The following is an 18,006-nucleotide window of genomic DNA, read 5'->3' as shown; positions in this document are numbered from 1 at the left end:
TCAAACGCCCGTAAGATCAAATGCATGACCAAGCATTTGATTATTTTGACGGGCGGCTCACGCGGCATGGGCCTGGCCATGGGCCAGCAACTGCTAGAGCAAGGCCACCATGTGCTGAGCATTGCACGCAAGACCAGCGATGCGCTGGCGGCTAGCGCCAGCGAGCCCAAGCAGTTGTTGCAATGGGAGCAGGACCTGGCCCAGAGCGCCGCTGCCGCCCAGCGCCTTGCCACCTGGCTGGGCACGCTCAAGAGCAGCGACTGGGCTAGCATCACGCTGATCAACAACGCGGGCGTGATTCCGCCGATTGCGCCGCTGTCCCAAACCAGCGCAGCCGACATCATCAACGCCATGCGCGTGGGACTGGAAGCGCCCATGGCACTGACCGCCGCGTTTCTGGCGGCCACCGAGAACTGGGATGTTGCCCGCAAGGTGCTCAATGTCTCCTCGGGCCTGGGTCGCCGAGCCATGGCCTCGCAGGCCAGCTACTGCACGGCCAAGGCCGGCATGGATCAGTACAGCCGCTGCGTGGCGCTGGAAGAAGCCGCCAAGCCCAATGGCGCACGCATTGTCTCGCTGGCCCCCGGCGTGATCGACACCGATATGCAGGTGCAGCTGCGCAGTGCCGACAGCAGCGACTTCCCCGACGTGGGCAATTTCGCCCAGCTCAAGGAATCGGGCAAGCTCAGCTCTCCCGAAGAAGCTGCCGCACGCATGCTGGCCTGGCTGGAGCGCGCCGACTTTGGCGAGCAAGTCATTGCCGATGTACGCCAACCCTGAAGTTGGACGCCATTAAAAGCATAGCTGCAAGCGCCTGATAGCAAAGGGCTTGCAGCTTTTTTCATCTCTGATGCATGGAAGCCGGGCGTTCAAACGCTCAGAACTGGCGCCATCGCTTCAGACGGCGGGACAAACGCAACGCGAACCCATGGCCCAACTATTGCGCACGCCAAGCCATGGCGGGCATGGAGCCATGGCAGAATGTTTCACCTGTTCCTGAGTTACAGGTTCATGCGCACTCCGCGCCCGTGGGCCACATCGGCAGCGACACCTGATCGGTACGCTGCCTCCGTGCATGCCATGCAGCCACCCTGCACGGCACCGCGCGCGAATGCCATCCAGCCATGCCGGTACCGCATGCGCTGGTCTTGTCGGTAAAGACAAATACCCATTGATGGCGGAACCACCCTCCCCGATCATCGAAAAGCCCACCTTCCGTGACCCTGGCCCCTGGCATCGATGCCAAGGCTGCCAGCCGCGACAACGCAGGCCCCGGCCAAAAGCCGAGCGCCCCGATGCCGCACACCCGATTCGTCTCTGGAGTTTCTTTTTCATGTTTCGCCAACTGATCACCTGCACCGCTGCTGCGGCCACCGCCGCTTTGAGCTTTACCGCCGCTGCACAAGCCACCGACTACCCCAACAAGCCTGTGCGCATGATCGTGCCCTTCCCTCCAGGCGGCGGCACCGACATTCTCTCGCGCGTGATTGCCAACAAGCTCACGGAGGTCAGCCACTGGACCGTGGTGCCCGACAACCGCGCCGGCGCCGGCGGCACCATAGGCATCACCGAAGCCGTCAAAGCCGCTCCCACGGGCTATGACATGGTGATGGGCCAGAAGGACAATGTGGTGCTCGGCCCCTATCTGTACAAAAGCCTGCCCTGGAACCCGCTCAAGGATCTGACGCCTGTGGCCCATGTGGCCTACACGCCCATCGTGATCGCCACGGCTGCCAGTTCGCCCTACAAGACACTGGCCGACGTGATTGCCGCGGCCAAGCAGCATCCGGCCAAGGTCACCTACGGCTCGCCAGGCAACGGCACCAGCATCCACCTGGCCGGCGTGATGCTGGAAAAAGCCGCAGGCATTCAGCTGACCCACGTGCCTTACAAGGGCTCCAACCCCGCCATGATGGACGCACTGGCCGGCAATGTGGAACTGCTGGTGTCTTCCGTGCCCTCGGCCATAGGCCAGATCAAATCAGGCAAGCTGCGCGCCATTGCCGTGACTTCTGCCACCCGTTCCACCTCGCTGCCCGATACACCTACGTTGGCCGAATCCGGTCTCAAGGGCTTTAACGTCAGCACCTGGTACGGCATCTTCATGCCCAAGAACACGCCGACTGCCGTGGTGACCAAGGTGAACGCCGAAGTCAACAAGCTGCTGGCCATGCCCGAAGTCAAGGAAGCGATCCAGACCCAGGGGGCCGAGCCCCAGGCCATGACGGTACAAGCTTTTGATAAGTTCTTCCAGGCAGACTTCAAGGCCAACAAGGCGATTGTCGAGGCCTCGGGCGCGAGCATTCAATGACCCCCTGAGCGGCTTTGCCGCTTCCCCCTAGAGGGGGACGACAGCCTCGCTGCGGGGCGGCCCTTGCTTGCCGTCTCTTTGTTGGGACGTGCCTGATTTAAGGTCGTTAGCTGTAATGCAAAAGACCTCCAATTGGAGGTCTTTGTTTTTGAGCTGTTCTTGTTTATTCGCGAACTACCAGGACGGGGATTTTGACCGCACCCAGCACGCGCTGGGTGACGCTGCCCAGCATCAGCTTTTCCAGGCCGCGCTTGCCTTGCGAGCCCATGACGATGAGATCGGCGCCCGAAGTTTCCATGGCGCGCACCACGCCTTCGTGCACGGCATGGCCTTCGCCCACCACGGTGGAGACGGCCACACCAGCTTCATCCATGATGGCCTTGACGGCATCCAGCGTGGCATTGGCCTCGGCCGTGGCTGCGCTCAGATATTGGGACTGACCGTAGGCAAAATCCGCACCCACGCCGGTAAACGGATAGGGATCGACCACGTAGACCGCCGTGATGGCGCTGCCAAAGACCTTGGACAGCTCCGCCGCCTTGCGCGCTGCCAGCAGCGCGGGCTTGGAGCCGTCAACCGGCACGAGGATGTGATTGAACATGGACATAGGCTTCTCCTTTAGGGGTTCGGGCGGCATGCAAGTGAGCAGATGCCGTGATGGGATGCATTCAGTCTGCCTTCATCATGCCTCAGCGTGTTGACCTAAATCAACCCTGAAGTCCCGCCCTCAGGCGCCCATCAGATGCAGACGTGAGCCGCCTTGTATTCGTAGCATTTGTCCAGCAGCTTGTCGGACTTGTCGGTGATCGTGATGCGCGAGCCATCCGGGCGCAGCAGCGAGACATGCTTGAAGGCGGGCTCATCCGGCTTGCTGGAGGCGTCGCGGCGCACAGTCCATTCTTCCTGCACGATACCGCTGGGCATATCCAGCATCACCGTGATCTGTTGTGTATCGTCCGACAGACGTATGCACTTGGCATCGTTCATGGCCACCACGGCCCCGGCAGGCGCCGCCAGACCGTAAGGGCAGTCCTGCACGCCGCGAATCGGCACGGTCACGTTACCCATGGTAATTTCCAGACCGTTGCGGAAATAGATGGTCGGCTCCTTGATATGGGCCTGCGGCAAAGGATTTTCGGCAGGGGAACAAGCAACTACCGTGACAAGAGCGGTCAATGCGGAAAGACTAAGGGCGGAAAGGCGATGCATACAAAAAACCACGCCGTTTCGGGCGTGGCCTGGGCCAGTTGGTTTTCATTTGTTGGATGGCTTGGCGAAGCGTCGATGCAAGCATCTTGCGTTCGCCAGAAGACCCGCATCATGCCGCGTCACGCTCTGCACTTTTGTGCTCTGGAAACGTTACAGTTTTGCTCAAATTTTTAGAACAAAACGCTTCACATCCATCAGGGCGTCCCGTCCTGCAGGTCCGCGCCCTGAAAAGCGCCGCGCCTATAGGTCAACACCAGCGTATCGCGAACGCCACCGGGCTCGGCAGGCTGTATCGGCGTGGTTTCATGAATCATGCGGGCGTCGTCCAGCAGCATGATCGACCAGGGCTCGGTCAGCGTGAAGCGCTGGCCGCTGGGGCCACTGGCTTCGAACACGCGGGTTTCGCCGCCTTTGACGCCTTGGCGGTTCACCAGGATCACGGCCACCAGATCCACGCCGTCGCGATGGGCGCCTTCCGGCGTGGGCCGGCCAATGCCGTCCGTGGTGTCGATGCGAAACTGGTGCGACTCCACAAACCAGCGCTGCAGACCTGCGCTGCCGAACACCTGGTCACTGAGCTCGGCCAGCTTTTGCAGCATCAGCTCCCACACCGGGCTTTGCGTCGTAGCCTCATGCATGGGATCGAACATGCGCTGCATGCCGCCGTGCAACGCGTTGTACTCCACCGGCTGCCAGTGTGCGCGGTGCGGCACCTGCTGCAAGCTGCCTGCCTCGGCCACAAAGCAGGAGTGGCGGCGGCTGCGATAGCGCCCGCTATCCTTGAGAAAGGCGTCGGGTGGCAAATCGTTCCAGTCCTGGTCCAGTGCATGCAGCTGGGGCAGGCTGGCGCCTATCCAGGCGGCAAAATCCTCAGGACGCAGCACGGCAGAGCCGTGTTCGCGCAATGACTGAGCCGCCTGCTCGGCAGCAATATATGGAGGGGAGAACATGATGTGCGCCATAAGGTCGGCAAGCTTACTCCTCCAGCGCCGTCAATGTCCGCAGCCAGCATCAAAATTTGTGCATGGCTGCAGCAACCAAATTGCATGGATCATGGCCGCCGGATGCCATAGCCAAGCGCCATGAAAAACGGCCTGCATCGCAAGCCATGCAGGCCGTCCCACCCAACGCCAAGATCAGCGCTTGCGTCGTTTAACGCTATAACATCAATAGCATCACCCGCAAGTTACACCAGGGGCAGACCCACATAGTTCTCGGCAAGCGAGGTGGCGCCGGCTTCGGAGTGAACGATATAGTCCAGCTCGGCTTCCTGCACCTTGGTGTTGAACTCGCCCTCGCCCGGGAAGTTGTGCAGCATGGAAGTCATCCACCAGGAAAAGCGCTCGGCCTTCCACACACGGCGCAGGCATTGCTCGGAATAGCGGTCAATGCCGTCCTGGCTGTCGTCCCGGTAGAACTCGGTGAAGGCCTGCGACAGATAGCCCACGTCGGATGCCGCCAGGTTCAGCCCCTTGGCGCCGGTGGGCGGCACGATGTGGGCGGCGTCACCTGCCAGGAACATTCGGCCAAAGCGCATGGGTTCGGTCACAAAGCTGCGCAGCGGGGCAATGCTTTTTTCCAGCGAGGGGCCGGTCACCAAGTTGGCCCGGGCTTCGGGGTCCAGGCGCTTTTTAAGCTCCTCCCAAAAAGCCTCGTCGCTCCAGTCTTCCACCTTGTCGGTCAAAGGCACTTGCAGGTAGTAGCGGCTGCGCGTGCTGCTTCTCTGGCTGCACAGGGCAAAGCCGCGCTCGGTATTGGCGTAGATCAGCTCATGCGAGACGGGCGGCGTATCCGACAGCAGACCCAGCCAGCCAAACGGATAGACCTTCTCGAAAGTCTTGATCTTGTCCTTTGGCGCGCTGGCGCGGCAGATGCCGTGAAAACCGTCGCAACCAGCAATGAAGTCGCATTCGATCTCATGCAGCTGGCCGTCTTTTTCATAGCGCACCTTGGGATGATCGGTGTCGAAATCGATGGGCTGCACATTGCTGGCTTCATAGATGGTGGTCAGGCCTTCGGCGGCGCGCACATCCATCAGATCGCGCGTCACCTCGGTCTGGCCGTAGACCATCACGCGCTTGCCGCCGGTCAGGCCGTACAGATCGATGCGTTGGCGCTGGCCCTTGAACAGCAGCTCTATGCCATCGTGGGGCAGGCCTTCCTCGTTCATGCGGGCATCGGCCCCGGCTTGCTCGAGCAAGTCCACCGTCACCTGCTCCAGAACCCCGGCGCGGATGCGGCCCAGCACATAGTCGGCGCTGCGCTGCTCGATGATGACGGTCTCCACGCCTGCCTTGTACAGCAGCTGACCCAACAACAGACCTGCGGGGCCTGCACCAATGATGGCTACCTGTGTGCGCACGATGTATGTCTCCTTGTATTGCACCCAACCACGCTGCAATTTCTGCTTGCAACCCATGGCCTGAAGACTAAGGTTTGTGTTGCGTCAAACCGAGAAGCAGCAAACCGCATTTGCGCGACAATCGCACAATTGGTTCGACAATCGCGCAAAACCACGGTTTTCGCCATCCAGAGTTCATACCGTGCCATGACCGAGCACCAGCCCCCCACCTCCTCTTCCTCCATCGCCCATGCCGACTTCATTGCAGGTCTGGCCAAAGGCCTGGCCGTGCTGGAGAGCTTTGATACCGAGCGCCAGCGCCTCAATGCCACCATGGCCGCAGAGCGTGCCGGCCTGACCCGCGCCGCCGCCCGCCGGCATTTGCTGACGCTGGCCCACCTGGGCTATCTGGAAAGTGATGGCGGCTTTTTCTGGCTGGCACCCAAGGTGCTGCGGCTGTCGGGGGCTTATCTGGCCTCGGCACGGCTGCCGCGCATCGTGCAGCCCGTGCTCCACCGGCTGGCGGCGCAGACAGGTCTGTCTTATTCCTGTGTGGTGCGCGAGGGGCGAGAGGTCGTCATCGTGGCCCGCAGCGCCGTGCATGACAAGGGCGAGCGGCTGATGGCCCACGGCCTGCATCTGGGCACGCGCCTGCCCGCCCATGCCACCTCCACCGGCCGGGTGTTGCTGGCCGCGCTCTCGCCTGCCGAGCTGGATGAATGGCTAGCCACCTACGATCTGCCCAAGCTCACCGCCCATACGGTGACCGAGGAAGAGGCGCTCAAGGCACTGCTGGCCGAAGTCAGGCGGCTTGATTACTGCATTGCCCTGGAAGAACACGAAGTCGCCATTCAGGCCCTGGCCGTGCCGCTGCGCGATATGCAGGGCCGCACGGTGGCGGCGCTGAATATGGTCAGCGCCACCAAGCGCATGAGCGCCCAGACCATGGAGCAGGAAATCCTGCCCCTGCTGCTAGAAGGCGCAAGAAGCTTGCGTCCGCTGATCTGATGACTATGAATTCAGTAGCTTCTTGCGCTTGCTTTGATTGAATTTCAAATGGATTGATTGCTGAAACTCAGAACAGCAATGCGCCAGCAGCTTGCACATCCATAGCAACTTCTATAAGTGCCCGCTTTCCACGGCACAGACCTGCAGGCTCAGACGCCGCAGCAGCTCCGCCGTGCGGCGTATCAAGGGCGTGGTTTTCTTCTTGGCCGACTGCACCAGGCACAGCGTGCTCACGATATGTGGCGACTTGATTGGCACCTCTTTGAGTGAAGGATCGGCTCCCTGGCCCCGCATGGCGCTGTCGGTCAGCGCGGCATAGCCATAGCCGCCGCGTACCAGATCCAGAATGGCCGGCACGCTGGACACTTCCCACACCACATTGAGCTTGACCTGGGACAGCGTGGCCTGGGCCTCCATCAGCTTGCGAAAGATCTGGCCGCGCTGCGGCATGATCAGCGGAAACTCGTCCAGGTGGGCAAACGGCACGCTGGTGCGTCCGGCCAGGGCGCTGGCCGGGCCGATCAGGCACAGCCGCTCTTCCAGCACCGGCGTCACCTCGATATGCGGATGCGGCTCGGGCGTGTAGACCAGGCCCAGATCCATACGCCCCGAAGTCAGCCATTCCGCGATATTCATGGAAAAGCCTTCCACCACGGCCAGCCGAGCCTTGGGCATATCGCGGCTGAAACCGTCAATCAACGGCGGCGTCAGCCGCCTGGCCAGACTGGGCGGCAAACCCACGGTGATACGACCCACGGGCTCGTCGCGCTGGCTGCCTATATCTTCCTTGGCCAGGGCTACGCGCTGCATGATGGCATGACCGTGCTCGAGCAGGCGGCGCCCGGCATCGGTCAGCGTGACCCCACGCCCCGTGCGTATCAGCAGCGTCTCGCGCAGCTCCGTCTCCAGCGCCCGCACCTGGCGGCTGAGCGCTGGCTGGGCGGTATCCAGCAGCACGGCCGCCTTGCTGAAACTGCCGGTTTCGGCCACATGTACAAAGGTTTCTATCTGCTGCAGATTCATGCCGGCTCCTCCAATCAAGCTATGCCATTTTGCTATAGCTGATAGCCTCGGCTAGAACTTGGTGTTTTTTGTTGCGATGCCACAATCTGCTCAGCTGAGGATGGCCTTGCTCGTGCAGTGCCGGCCTCAGTCCAACAAACAAAACGCGTGAGCGCAAAAGCCAACACGCACCCTATTTTCGACAGACCTGTTTCAGGATCAGGGAGACAACCATGACCCAAAAGCTCACCATGAGCCGTCGCCAAGCTGCGTTCGCGCTGGGCGCCATTGCCGCAGCCGTGGCCGCACCGTCCTTCGCCCAGGGCGATGCAAAATGGCCCACCAAGTCGTCGCGCATCATCAACCCCTTCCCCGTAGGCGGCGGCCCCGATGGCGTCTCGCGCCTGGTGGCCGACAAGCTCGGCCGTGCCTGGGGTCAGCCCGTGGTGGTGGAAAACCGCCCAGGCGGTAACGGCTTCATCGCCATTGAAGCCTTCAAGCGTGGCGCGGCCGACGGCACGGACATGATCCAGCTGGACAACGTCCACATCGCCGCCTATCCCCATCTGTTCAAGAAGCTGCCTTACGACCTGAGCAAGGATTTCAACATCCTGATGCCCTTGTTCCGCAACTTCTTCTTTGTCTGCGTTCCCGTCAACAGCCCCTACAAGACGATTGGCGACCTGATTGCCGACGCCAAGGCCAACCCCGGCAAGCTCAACTACGGCTCCTGGTCGGTGGGCAACCCGGTGCACCTGGGCTCGGCCCTGCTGGAAAACCAGACCGGCACCAAGATGGAGCACGTCATCTACAAGGAAACCAGCCAGCTGTACCAGGGCGTGGCCAATGGCGAGCTGACCTTCGCTCTGGGTTCGCTGGGCACGGCAGGCCCGCTGGTGCGCGGCGGCAAGCTGCGCTTCCTGGCCGTGGCCGGCCCCAAGCGCATTGCAGGCTTCGAGAACGTGCCTACCGTGTCCGAATCCGGCGGCCCCAAGGACTATGCCGTTATCGGCTGGAACGCCCTGGCCGTGCGCCCAGGTACGCCAGCTGCCGTGGTCGAGAAGATTCACGCCGACGTGCGCCAGGCGCTGACCGGCCAGGATGTGAAGGACAAGTTCACGGCCTTTGGTTATGAGAGCTACAACCCCACGCCTGCGGAGTTCAAGCAATTCATGGCCGATGAAAGCAAGCGCTTTGGAGAAGTGATCAAGAAAGCCGGTCTGGCACTGGACTGATTGAAGCGCTGAAAACAAAAAAGCCATCTGCGGATGGCTTTTTCATGATTTAGAAGAAAAGCCCGCAGAGATTTGATGCTCTCTGCGGGCTTTTTCTATTTGCCGTCAGGCTTATTGTTCACGTGCCTCGATGGCCCGGTTGATACCCAGAGCCGCCAAAGTGCACAAGGCGCCGGACAGCAGATAAATGCCCAGGGCCACCAGACCGAACTTGGCCGACACCCCCAAAGCCACCAGCGGTGCAAACGCAGCGCCAATCAACCAGGCCATGTCGGTGGACAGGGCGGCACCGGTGTAGCGGTAATGCGCCGAGAAGTTGGATGTCACCGTGCCCGAGGCCTGGCCGTAGGACAGACCCAGCAGGATGAAGCCCACGATGATGAACACATTGTTGCCCACGGTGCCGCTACCCAGCAGCCAAGGCGCCAGGAAGCTGAAGATACCAATCAGGCAGGCCATGGTGCCCAAGGTGTTGCGGCGTCCCACACGGTCTGCCAGCCAGCCCGACAGCATGATGGCCCCAGCTGCCAGGACGGCACCTATGATCTGCACGATCAGCACGTCGATCACGGATTGATGGGAGTACAAGGAGATCCAGGACAGCGGAAACACCGTCACCAGATGGAACAGCGCAAAGCTGGCCAGCGCGGCAAAAGCGCCGATCATCACATTGCGACCTTCATCGCGCATCAGACTGGTCACGCTGATGGGTTCCAGATCGCGCTCCTGCAGCATCTGCACAAAAGACTGACCTACCACCAGGCGCAGACGGGCGAACAGCGCTACCACGTTGATAGCAAAAGCCACGCAGAAGGGATAGCGCCAGCCCCAGCTCATGAAATCGTCTGCCGTGAGGCTGGAGTACAGATAGGCAAACAGCGACGCCGCCATGATGAAGCCCAGAGGTGCACCCAGCTGGCCGATCATCGAATACCAGCCGCGGCGGTTCTTGGGCGCCGACATGGCCAGCAGAGAAGGCAGACCGTCCCAGGTACCGCCCAGTGCCAGACCCTGACCCACGCGCAAGATGGCCAGCGCCCAGATGGCTTTCATGCCGGCAGTCTCATAGCTGGGCAAAAAGGTCATGCCCACCGTGCAGACACCCAGCAGCAGCAGCGCAATCGTCAGCTTGGTGGCACGACCCCAGCGCCGCTGCACGGCCATGGACAGTGCCGTGCCTATGGGGCGGGCAATAAAGGCCAGGGAAAAGATGGCAAACGCCGCCAGCGTGCCATCGAGCTTGGAGAGGAAGGGAAACAGCAGGGAAGGAAACACCAGCACGCAAGCCATGCCGAAAACGAAAAAGTCAAAGTACTCGGATGAACGGCCAATGATCACGCCAACAGCGATTTCTCCCGGAGTCACATCTTCATCGGTATCCGCATAAGCCAGGGTTTCCGAGTTCTCATAGTCTTGCTGAGTAAGACCAATGGATGGGTTCGTGCTACTCATATAGATACAACTCCTTGTCTTACTTGCCATGTCACGCTGACGCATCCATTTCTACGCCCAAGCATGTGCACCTGCAATAGAGTTTTTGCCCTGAGCCCTGTCGGCGGCAGGCGTAGACCCCGGCGCTTTGAGCCCAAAAACCACGAAAAATTCACAATTTTCGACCAAGCTGCGCAGCCCATAGCCACAGCTAAACCCTTGTCACATAGCGGATTTTTCGACCCTCATCCTTGACCTTGGACAAAATGTCCAATCGACAAGACGGCATTTGGTATTACATTTGCCGAGATCCAGTAATCCGCGTTTACACCTAAGCGCGACTTTGTCACGCCTACAGCATGTTAAAAATCAAGGAAATCCGTGGGCCCGCGTGGCTCACAGCGGCTGCTTTGACTGCAACCCTCGCCGGTTGCAGCAAGCTTGTCGTACTCAACCCAGCCGGCGATGTTGCCAAGCAACAAGGCGATCTGGTGGTTACGGCCACCTTGCTGATGCTGCTCATCATCGTCCCCGTCATCTTTTTGACGCTGTTGTTTGCCTGGAAATACCGCCAGTCGAACACCGAAGCCAAGTACGACCCCGAATGGCACCACTCCACATCGCTGGAACTGGTGATCTGGACCGTGCCTTTGTTGATCATCATTGCTTTGGGCGCCATTACCTGGATCAGCACCCACAAGCTGGACCCCTACCGCCCTCTGGACCGCGTTTCCTCGACCAAGGCTCTTGACCCCAACGTCAAGCCTCTGGAAATTCAGGTCGTGTCTCTGGACTGGAAGTGGTTGTTCTTCTACCCCGAGCAAGGCATTGCGACCGTGAACGAAGTGGCCGCTCCAGTGGACCGCCCCATTCACTTCAAGCTGACATCCACCCACACCATGAACGCGTTCTACGTTCCTGATCTGGCTGGCATGATCTACACCATGCCCGGCATGCAGACCGAGCTGAACGCCGTGATCAACAAGCCCGGCGTCTACGGCGGCAAGTCCTCGCACTACAGCGGCGCTGGCTTTGCAGGCATGACCTTCAATTTCCACGGCCTGGAAAACGGGCAGTTCGAACAGTGGGTGGCCCAGGCCAAGTCCGAAGGCAAGGCTCTGACACGTGACGCTTACCTCGACCTGGCCAAGCCCAGCGAACGCAACCCCGTGGAGCGCTTCGGCACTGTGGACGAAGGCCTGTACAACAAGGTCCTCAACCGCTGCGTAGAAGACGGCAAGATGTGCATGAGCCAGATGATGGCCATTGACGCCGCCGGTGGTCAGCCCCATGGCAAGACCTCCAGCGTGATCCTGCCCCTGGACGTCTGCACATCCAAAGACGCTGACCGCGTTGTCGCCCTGCTCGACGAAGTCGCAGCCTCCGGAGCTGTCGCACAGCAATAAGTAGCTCACGGTGCGACTGAGCCTCCAGCTCCGCCGCTCCAATACGACAAAAGAGACTCAACATGTCTGAAACAACAACCCCAGCCGCCCACTGGCTGCTGGGCCGCATCACATGGGACCAGATTCCCATGACGCATGAGCCCATCGTGCTCATGACCTTTATTGCCGTGGTGCTCGGCGGACTCGTCGTAGTCGGCGGCATCACCAAGTTCCGCCTCTGGGCTCCGCTCTGGAACGACTGGCTGACCTCGATCGACCACAAGAAGATCGGCATCATGTACATGATCCTCGGTCTGGTCATGCTGCTGCGCGGCTTTGCCGACGCGGTCATGATGCGTCTGCAGCAATCCATGGCCTTTGGCGACAACCTCGGCTATCTGCCTCCGCACCACTACGACCAGATCTTCACTGCCCACGGCGTGATCATGATCTTCTTCGTGGCCATGCCTTTTGTGACGGGCCTGATGAACTATCTGGTGCCGCTGCAGATCGGTGCCCGTGACGTGTCCTTCCCGTTCCTGAACAATTTCAGCTTCTGGATGACGACCGGCGGCGCCGTGCTGGTGATGATCTCCCTGTTCCTGGGCGAGTTCTCCACCTCCGGCTGGCTGGCTCTGTCCAATCTGGGGCACCAGAGTGGAAGCACGGGTCTTGATTACTACATCTGGGGCCTGCAGGTCGCCGGTGTCGGTACCACGCTTTCGGGTATTAACCTGATCGTGACCATCATCAAGATGCGCGCTCCCGGCATGAACCTGATGAAGATGCCCGTCTTCACCTGGACTGCCCTGTGCACCAACGCCCTGATCGTGGCTTCGTTCCCCGTGCTGACTGCCGCTCTGGTGCTGATGTCGCTGGACCGTTACCTGGGTACGCATTTCTTCTCGAACGACTTCGGCGGCAACCCGATGTTGTACGTGAACCTGATCTGGATCTGGGGTCACCCTGAGGTCTACATCCTGATCCTGCCCTGCTTCGGTGTGTTCTCCGAAATCGTGGCCACGTTCAGCCGCAAGCGCCTGTTCGGCTACACCTCCATGGTTTACGCCACGGTGTGTATCACCATCCTGTCCTACCTGGTGTGGCTGCACCACTTCTTCACCATGGGCTCGGGCGCGAGCGTGAATACCTTCTTCGGTATCACCACGATGATTATTTCGATCCCCACGGGCGCGAAGATTTTCAACTGGCTGTTCACCATGTACCGTGGCCGTATCCGCTTCAGCGTTCCCATGCTGTGGACGGTGGGCTTTATGGTCACCTTCGCCATCGGCGGTATGACCGGCGTGCTGCTGGCCGTGCCTCCCGCAGACTTTGTGCTGCACAACTCGTTGTTCCTGATCGCCCACTTCCACAACGTGATCATTGGCGGCGTGGTGTTTGCCGTGTTTGCCGGTATCAACTTCTGGTTCCCCAAGGCTTTCGGTTTCAAGCTCAACGAGTTCTGGGGCAAGGCTTCGTTCTGGTTCTGGCTGGTCGGCTTCTGGGTTGCCTTCACTCCCCTGTACATCCTGGGTCTGATGGGCGTGACGCGTCGTGCCAACCACTTTGACGATCCTTCGCTGCAAATCTGGTTCATCATCGCTGCCTTCGGCGCTGCCCTGATTGCTGCCGGTATCGGCTGCTTCTTCATCCAGCTGGCCGTGTCCATCTGGAAGCGTGACGAACTGCGTGACGTGACTGGTGACCCATGGGAAGGCCGTACGCTGGAGTGGGCAACTTCCTCGCCTCCTCCCCAGTACAACTTCGCCTTCACCCCCGTGGTGCACGAAATTGACGCCTGGACCGACATGAAGAAGCATGGCTATCAGCGTCCGCTGACTGGCTTCGAGCCCATCCACATGCCCGCCAACACTGGCGCTGGCGTGGTGATTGCCGGCCTGTCCACCGTTCTGGGATTTGCACTGATCTGGCATATGTGGCCTCTGGCGATCGTTTCGTTCGCCGCGACCGTTCTGGCTTCGATCATCCATACCTTCAACTACAAGCGTGACTACTACATCCCTGCGGCCGAAGTGGCCGCAACGGAAGAAACACGCACCAAGCAGCTTGCAGCAGCCCATGTCTAATACACATACCCACGCTGGCGGCACAGCCGCCCTGGCCAAGCGCGAGTACCACCTCGCGCACGAGCCTCATCCAGAAAACGGCACCTCGCTGGGCTTCTGGCTCTACCTGATGAGCGACTGCTTGATCTTTGCAGCTCTGTTCGCCACCTACGGCGTGCTGGGCCGCAACTACGCGGCAGGTCCGTCCGGCAAGGAACTGTTCGACCTGGGTTTGGTGGCCATCAACACGGCCTTCCTGCTGATGTCGTCCATCACCTTCGGCTTTGCCATGCTGCAAAAGCAGAAGAAGAACGTCAACGGCACGCTGCTGTGGCTGGCCGTCACCGGCCTGCTGGGCGCCGCCTTCCTGGCCGTGGAACTCTATGAGTTCCACCACCTGATCCACCAAGGTGCCGGCCCTACCCGTAGCGCCTTCCTGTCTTCGTTCTTCACGCTGGTGGGTACCCACGGTATCCACGTGACCTTCGGTCTGATCTGGTTGATCACCCTGATGATCCAGATCAAGAAGCACGGCCTGATCAATGAGAACGTGCGCCGTATCAACTGCCTGTCCATGTTCTGGCACTTCTTGGACGTGGTCTGGATCGGTGTGTTCACCTTTGTGTATCTGATGGGGGTGCTGTAAATGAGCGCACACGATATCCACGCCGGTCACGATGATCATCACGATCACGACGATCTGCACGTCTCCATGGGCGATTATGTGAAGGGCTTCATCCTGGCCGTCATCCTGACTGCCATCCCCTTCTACCTGGTCATGAACAACGTCATCACCGATCGCACCACGGCCGTGGCCGTGCTCGGCGGTTTTGCGATTGTTCAGGTGCTGGTGCACATGGTGTACTTCCTGCACATGAACGGCAAGATCCAGGGTGGCTGGACCATGCTGTCCACCATCTTCACGGTCATATTCCTGTCCATCGCGATTGCCGGTACCTTGTGGGTCATGTTCCACATGAACGCCAACATGATGCCCGGCCATGAGATGCACCAGGCAGCAGGCCATGCAGATCACGCCGGTCACACGGCTCCTGCAGCTGTCACCCCTTGACTGACAGCATGAAGAACCAGAGCGCTGCGCGTCAGCGCTCTCCCTTCACCAAGGCGATGCTCGCGATAGTGGGCATCGCCTTGTTTTTAGGGTTCATGGCGCTGGGCACCTGGCAGGTCAAGCGCCTGTTCTGGAAGCTCGATCTGATCGAGCGTGTGGAGCAACGCGTGCACAGCGCACCGGTAGCGGCCCCCACGGTCAGCCAATGGCCGCAGGTCACTGCCGCCAACTCCGAGTATCTGCCGGTCACGGTTCAAGGTCTGCGCCTGGACAAGCTGAGCGTGCTGACCAAGGCCTTGACCGAGGCCGGTGCCGGCTTCTGGGTGCTCACGCCGCTGCAACTGGCCGATGGCAGCCACATTCTGATCAACCGTGGCTTCACACCGGAAAAGCAGCGTGTCGAATGGCTCAAGCAGATTGAGCAAGCCGGCGACTCCAGCGAAACGGTGACGGTCACAGGACTGATTCGCATGAGCGAACCATCAGGCGGCTTTCTGCGCAGCAACAATGCGGATACGCAGCAATGGTTTTCGCGCGATGTTGCCGCTATCGCCCAGAGCAAAGGCCTGACCCAGGTCGCGCCCTACTTCATTGACCAGGGGCTGCCCGCCAGCAATCCGGCCTATCAACCCTTGGAGGCCACAGAGATGTTGCGCCCGGGCATGACGGTCATCCAATTCACCAACACCCACCTGGTCTATGCCCTGACCTGGTATGGACTGGCCGCAATGGTTCTGCTTGGCGCATGGCTGGTAAGACGCCATGACAAGGCGGCCATCCCGCCTCGGGCCTGAACCGCAAAGCGCTCCACACGGAGCGCTTTTTTCATGGAGCACTCAAACGGCGATATACAACAAATTGCCATACCCCCAAGGCGGTTGACGGCAGAGCTGTCGTGGACAATTGACGGGTGAACAAAACCTCAGATTCCCTGTTCCGGGTCGCACGCCTGACAGAGCGGCAAAACATGCAGTTGCTGATACAGCTGCGCTGGATTGCCGTCGTGGGCCAGGTGGTCACCATCTCGCTGGTGCACTACGGTTTTCATATCGCCCTGCCCTTGCTGCCCATGGCTCTGGTGCTGGTGGCACTGGTGGCGACCAACCTCGCCTATATCTACTGGAGCCAGGGCCTGCACCGGCCGCTGAGTTCGCGCAGCGTGTTCTGGGCCCTGCTGGCCGACGTGCTGGCCTTGACGGTTCAGCTGTATCTGAGCGGCGGAGCCAGCAATCCCTTCATCTACCTCTATCTGCTGCAAGGCATTCTGAGCGCCGTGCTGCTGCGGCCCCACTACACTTGGTGCGTGGTGATCACCTCGTTTGTCTGCGTCATCGGGCTGAGCATGTTCCACCTGCCCTTGCATGTGCAGTTTGAAAGCCAGGAAGGCCTGCCCAGTATGTACGTGGTGGGCGTGCTCATCAGCTTTGCGCTGACCAGCATCCTGACCATCGTCTTTCTCACCCGCATTGTCGACAATATGCGCCGCCGCGACACCCGCATCTCCGACATGCGCCAGCGCGCCAGCGAGGAAGAGCACATTGTGCGTCTGGGCTTGCTGGCCACCGGCGCCGCGCACGAGCTGGGCACGCCCATGGCCACCATGTCCGTGATTCTGGGCGACTGGCAGCACATGCCGGCGCTGATGAAAGACCAGGATCTGCGCGAGGATCTGCAGGAGATGCAACGCCAGCTGCTGCGCTGCAAATCCATAGTCTCCGGCGTTCTCCTCTCGGCCGGCGAAACGCGGGCGGAAGGCACGGAGAGCACGACTTTTGTGAGCTTTGTGCAAGGCATTGTCAGCCACTGGCAAGGCCATCACACGCTGAGCCACTTTGCGCTGAACAACCGGGGCCTGAACGACTTTGCCATGCTCTCGGATACTGCGCTGCAGCAAATGATTTGCAATTTGCTGGACAATGCACTCGAAGCCTCGCCCCACTGGGTGGAGATGAGCATGGCCACCGTGCAGCAGCAGGTGGTGCTGCAGGTGCGCGACCACGGCCCCGGCTTTGACGAAACCGTGCTGCAGCAACTGGGCCAGTGCCACGTCTCCACCAAGCAGGAGCGCCCCGGCCGCGGCCTGGGCCTGTTTCTGGTGATGAACGTGGCCCGCGCCCTGGGCGGCAGGGTCCAGGCCCGCAACCTGTCTGCCAGAGATGGGGGCGGTGCGCTGGTGGAGGTTCACCTGCCTCAATCAGCCATGGCTATTTGACTTTCATACCAAAGCGCTCTTTTTGAGCCGCCTTTAAAGCGAATTTGTTTGCATGCAAGAAACCCGTTTGCTGTTGCTGGTCGAAGATGACGCAGCCTTTGCTCGCACCCTCAAGCGATCCTTCGAGCGCCGGGGTTATCGCGTGCTGCATGCCGTCAGCGGCGAGGAAGTCGAAGCCCTGCTGGCCCAGCACCGCCCCGACTATGCGGTGATGGACCTGAAGCTGGCGGGCAACGCCTCGGGCCTGAACTGCGTGCAGATGCTGCACCAGCAAAATCCCGAAGCCCTTATCGTGGTGCTCACCGGCTATGCCAGCATTGCCACGGCCGTGGAGGCCGTCAAACTCGGTGCCTGCCACTACCTGGCCAAACCCTCGAACACCGACGATATCGAAGCCGCTTTCGAGCGCGTGGAAGGCCGCACCGATGTGGAAGTGAGCAACCAGACCACCTCCATCAAGACGCTGGAATGGGAGCATATCCACGAGACCCTGGCCGAGACCGGCTTCAACATCTCCGAAGCCGCACGCCGCCTGGGCATGCACCGCAGAACGCTGGCACGCAAGCTGGAAAAGCGCCAGGTCAAATAAATTTGATAGCTACTACCACTGGTATGTATTCGATTTCAGCTCACACCTGACCCAGAACCCAGACGAGAAAAGCGCCAGCAGCTATCAAAACAAATTGGCCCAAAGAAAAAGCCGACAGCTTTGACACTGTCGGCTTTTGTTA

At 60.3% G+C, this 18,006-nt stretch carries 17 protein-coding genes; 11 read left to right on the top strand and 6 right to left on the bottom strand.

The features are described from left to right. Positions 1-24 precede the first annotated feature (24 nt). Positions 25-780 (top strand): SDR family NAD(P)-dependent oxidoreductase, encoded by a 756-nt coding sequence (locus ACNAZA_RS04450; protein ID WP_415795235.1) that lies wholly within the window; start codon positions 25-27, stop codon positions 778-780. 553 nt (positions 781-1,333) lie between these two features. Further along, entirely contained in the window at positions 1,334-2,311 is a 978-nt protein-coding gene (locus ACNAZA_RS04445; RefSeq protein ID WP_415795234.1) for a Bug family tripartite tricarboxylate transporter substrate binding protein, read from the top strand. Positions 2,312-2,474: 163 nt separating this feature from the next. Here the strand turns inward: ACNAZA_RS04445 and ACNAZA_RS04440 are convergent, their stop codons facing one another. The 4 genes from ACNAZA_RS04440 to pobA form a co-directional block, all read right to left on the bottom strand. Continuing rightward, entirely contained in the window at positions 2,475-2,912 is a 438-nt protein-coding gene (locus ACNAZA_RS04440; RefSeq protein WP_120971070.1) for a universal stress protein, read from the bottom strand. A 137-nt stretch (positions 2,913-3,049) separates the two neighbouring features. Then, the gene (locus ACNAZA_RS04435) at positions 3,050-3,439 is read right to left on the bottom strand and encodes a hypothetical protein (RefSeq protein WP_415795233.1); all 390 of its coding nucleotides are present in this window, start codon (positions 3,437-3,439) and stop codon (positions 3,050-3,052) included. A 275-nt stretch (positions 3,440-3,714) separates the two neighbouring features. Beyond that, positions 3,715-4,482 (bottom strand): 2OG-Fe dioxygenase family protein, encoded by a 768-nt coding sequence (locus ACNAZA_RS04430; protein ID WP_415795232.1) that lies wholly within the window; start codon positions 4,480-4,482, stop codon positions 3,715-3,717. 224 nt (positions 4,483-4,706) lie between these two features. Continuing rightward, positions 4,707-5,882, bottom strand: a complete 1,176-nt coding sequence (gene pobA / locus ACNAZA_RS04425; RefSeq protein ID WP_415795230.1) for a 4-hydroxybenzoate 3-monooxygenase — start codon at positions 5,880-5,882, stop codon at positions 4,707-4,709. 186 nt (positions 5,883-6,068) lie between these two features. Here pobA and ACNAZA_RS04420 point away from each other — a divergent pair, with 186 nt between their 5' ends. After that, complete coding sequence (locus tag ACNAZA_RS04420) at positions 6,069-6,869, top strand: IclR family transcriptional regulator domain-containing protein (protein WP_415795228.1); 801 nt, start codon at positions 6,069-6,071, stop codon at positions 6,867-6,869. Between the two features lie 111 nt (positions 6,870-6,980). On the opposite strand, the gene ACNAZA_RS04415 is transcribed toward ACNAZA_RS04420, so the two are convergent. Then, entirely contained in the window at positions 6,981-7,892 is a 912-nt protein-coding gene (locus ACNAZA_RS04415; protein ID WP_415795227.1) for a LysR family transcriptional regulator, read from the bottom strand. A 212-nt stretch (positions 7,893-8,104) separates the two neighbouring features. Here ACNAZA_RS04415 and ACNAZA_RS04410 point away from each other — a divergent pair, with 212 nt between their 5' ends. After that, positions 8,105-9,106, top strand: a complete 1,002-nt coding sequence (locus ACNAZA_RS04410; protein WP_415795226.1) for a Bug family tripartite tricarboxylate transporter substrate binding protein — start codon at positions 8,105-8,107, stop codon at positions 9,104-9,106. 111 nt (positions 9,107-9,217) lie between these two features. Here the strand turns inward: ACNAZA_RS04410 and ACNAZA_RS04405 are convergent, their stop codons facing one another. Next, complete coding sequence (locus ACNAZA_RS04405; protein WP_415795224.1) at positions 9,218-10,558, bottom strand: MFS transporter; 1,341 nt, start codon at positions 10,556-10,558, stop codon at positions 9,218-9,220. A gap of 338 nt (positions 10,559-10,896) precedes the next feature. On the opposite strand from ACNAZA_RS04405, the gene cyoA reads away from it, so the two are divergent. The 7 genes from cyoA to ACNAZA_RS04370 all read left to right on the top strand — a co-directional run bounded on the left by cyoA (position 10,897) and on the right by ACNAZA_RS04370 (position 17,864). Continuing rightward, positions 10,897-11,943 carry a ubiquinol oxidase subunit II gene (gene cyoA, locus ACNAZA_RS04400; protein ID WP_415795223.1) on the top strand — a complete coding sequence of 349 codons (1,047 nt, stop codon included), beginning with the start codon at positions 10,897-10,899 and terminating at the stop codon, positions 11,941-11,943. Positions 11,944-12,005: 62 nt separating this feature from the next. Continuing rightward, on the top strand, positions 12,006-14,012 hold the full coding sequence (gene cyoB / locus ACNAZA_RS04395) for a cytochrome o ubiquinol oxidase subunit I (protein WP_415795222.1): 2,007 nt from the start codon (positions 12,006-12,008) through the stop codon (positions 14,010-14,012). Beyond that, positions 14,005-14,637 carry a cytochrome o ubiquinol oxidase subunit III gene (cyoC, locus tag ACNAZA_RS04390; RefSeq protein ID WP_415795221.1) on the top strand — a complete coding sequence of 211 codons (633 nt, stop codon included), beginning with the start codon at positions 14,005-14,007 and terminating at the stop codon, positions 14,635-14,637. Before cyoB ends, cyoC begins: the two co-directional genes overlap by 8 nt. Beyond that, on the top strand, positions 14,638-15,063 hold the full coding sequence (gene cyoD, locus ACNAZA_RS04385; protein ID WP_415795219.1) for a cytochrome o ubiquinol oxidase subunit IV: 426 nt from the start codon (positions 14,638-14,640) through the stop codon (positions 15,061-15,063). A gap of 8 nt (positions 15,064-15,071) precedes the next feature. Beyond that, positions 15,072-15,857 (top strand): SURF1 family protein, encoded by a 786-nt coding sequence (locus ACNAZA_RS04380; protein WP_415795218.1) that lies wholly within the window; start codon positions 15,072-15,074, stop codon positions 15,855-15,857. A 116-nt stretch (positions 15,858-15,973) separates the two neighbouring features. Next, positions 15,974-17,275: an ATP-binding protein gene (locus tag ACNAZA_RS04375; RefSeq protein ID WP_415795217.1), complete on the top strand. Its 1,302-nt coding sequence runs from the start codon at positions 15,974-15,976 to the stop codon at positions 17,273-17,275. A gap of 52 nt (positions 17,276-17,327) precedes the next feature. Continuing rightward, a complete protein-coding gene (locus tag ACNAZA_RS04370) occupies positions 17,328-17,864 on the top strand; it encodes a response regulator transcription factor (RefSeq protein WP_415795216.1) in 537 nt (178 codons plus the stop codon). The last annotated feature ends 142 nt before the right edge of the window (positions 17,865-18,006 follow it).

Origin of the sequence: Comamonas aquatilis, assembly GCF_965139575.1 — a bacterium.
GTDB lineage: Bacteria > Pseudomonadota > Gammaproteobacteria > Burkholderiales > Burkholderiaceae_C > Comamonas > Comamonas aquatilis.
Note: the sequence above shows the minus strand (reverse complement) of the source record. Positions and strands in the feature narration are given on the sequence as shown.

Excerpts from the sequence above, each read along its gene's own strand:
- ACNAZA_RS04380 (WP_415795218.1), top strand. The coding sequence starts at position 15,072 with ATGAAGAACCAGAGCGCTGCGCGTCAGCGCTCTCCCTTCACCAAGGCG.
- cyoC (WP_415795221.1), top strand. The coding sequence starts at position 14,005 with ATGTCTAATACACATACCCACGCTGGCGGCACAGCCGCCCTGGCCAAG.
- ACNAZA_RS04415 (WP_415795227.1), bottom strand. The coding sequence starts at position 7,892 with ATGAATCTGCAGCAGATAGAAACCTTTGTACATGTGGCCGAAACCGGC.
- ACNAZA_RS04450 (WP_415795235.1), top strand. The coding sequence starts at position 25 with ATGACCAAGCATTTGATTATTTTGACGGGCGGCTCACGCGGCATGGGC.
- ACNAZA_RS04445 (WP_415795234.1), top strand. The coding sequence starts at position 1,334 with ATGTTTCGCCAACTGATCACCTGCACCGCTGCTGCGGCCACCGCCGCT.
- ACNAZA_RS04430 (WP_415795232.1), bottom strand. The coding sequence starts at position 4,482 with ATGGCGCACATCATGTTCTCCCCTCCATATATTGCTGCCGAGCAGGCG.
- cyoD (WP_415795219.1), top strand. The coding sequence starts at position 14,638 with ATGAGCGCACACGATATCCACGCCGGTCACGATGATCATCACGATCAC.
- ACNAZA_RS04405 (WP_415795224.1), bottom strand. The coding sequence starts at position 10,558 with ATGAGTAGCACGAACCCATCCATTGGTCTTACTCAGCAAGACTATGAG.
- ACNAZA_RS04440 (WP_120971070.1), bottom strand. The coding sequence starts at position 2,912 with ATGTTCAATCACATCCTCGTGCCGGTTGACGGCTCCAAGCCCGCGCTG.
- cyoA (WP_415795223.1), top strand. The coding sequence starts at position 10,897 with ATGTTAAAAATCAAGGAAATCCGTGGGCCCGCGTGGCTCACAGCGGCT.
- ACNAZA_RS04370 (WP_415795216.1), top strand. The coding sequence starts at position 17,328 with ATGCAAGAAACCCGTTTGCTGTTGCTGGTCGAAGATGACGCAGCCTTT.
- cyoB (WP_415795222.1), top strand. The coding sequence starts at position 12,006 with ATGTCTGAAACAACAACCCCAGCCGCCCACTGGCTGCTGGGCCGCATC.
- ACNAZA_RS04420 (WP_415795228.1), top strand. The coding sequence starts at position 6,069 with ATGACCGAGCACCAGCCCCCCACCTCCTCTTCCTCCATCGCCCATGCC.
- ACNAZA_RS04410 (WP_415795226.1), top strand. The coding sequence starts at position 8,105 with ATGACCCAAAAGCTCACCATGAGCCGTCGCCAAGCTGCGTTCGCGCTG.